Annotated in this window: 1 protein-coding gene; it reads right to left on the reverse strand. The window is 56.6% G+C overall.

Features of this window, described 5'->3' with window-relative positions; translation table 11 throughout:
- The coding region (locus QJT78_RS52400; RefSeq protein WP_281460973.1) for a hypothetical protein at positions 1-186 on the reverse strand (186 nt) is incomplete at its 3' end.
- Between the last annotated feature and the right edge of the window lie 148 nt (positions 187-334).

Below are 334 nucleotides of genomic sequence, written 5' to 3' on the forward strand. Positions count from 1 at the left end.
CTCGAATAGATCAACGTATCGCGCATGGAGAATCACGTAGCCCTTGGCACCGTCTAAGAGCACCTTGACCTGAGTGGCCGTCGCTCCCTGACCAAGAACGATGCCTTTCTTACCGCTAAGACGCGGTCCAGCCGAAGCACCAATGACGATCCGTCGACCAGCAAGAAGCTCGTCCTTGGCGGCCAATAGGTCTGCAGATTTCGGCAGGTTACGGTTTGCGCTCCGAGGCATGGCTTTTAAAATATCGCAGCATCGTTGAGTTAGAAAGCCCGTGTGTCGGGGGACCACGGCTTGCGCGACCGCTTTTCGATCGGTCAAGCTGGCGAACCGCTAG

It is taken from the genome of Bradyrhizobium sp. Mp27 (assembly GCF_029953005.1).
In the GTDB taxonomy this organism is placed as follows: Bacteria; Pseudomonadota; Alphaproteobacteria; order Rhizobiales; family Xanthobacteraceae; genus Bradyrhizobium; species Bradyrhizobium barranii.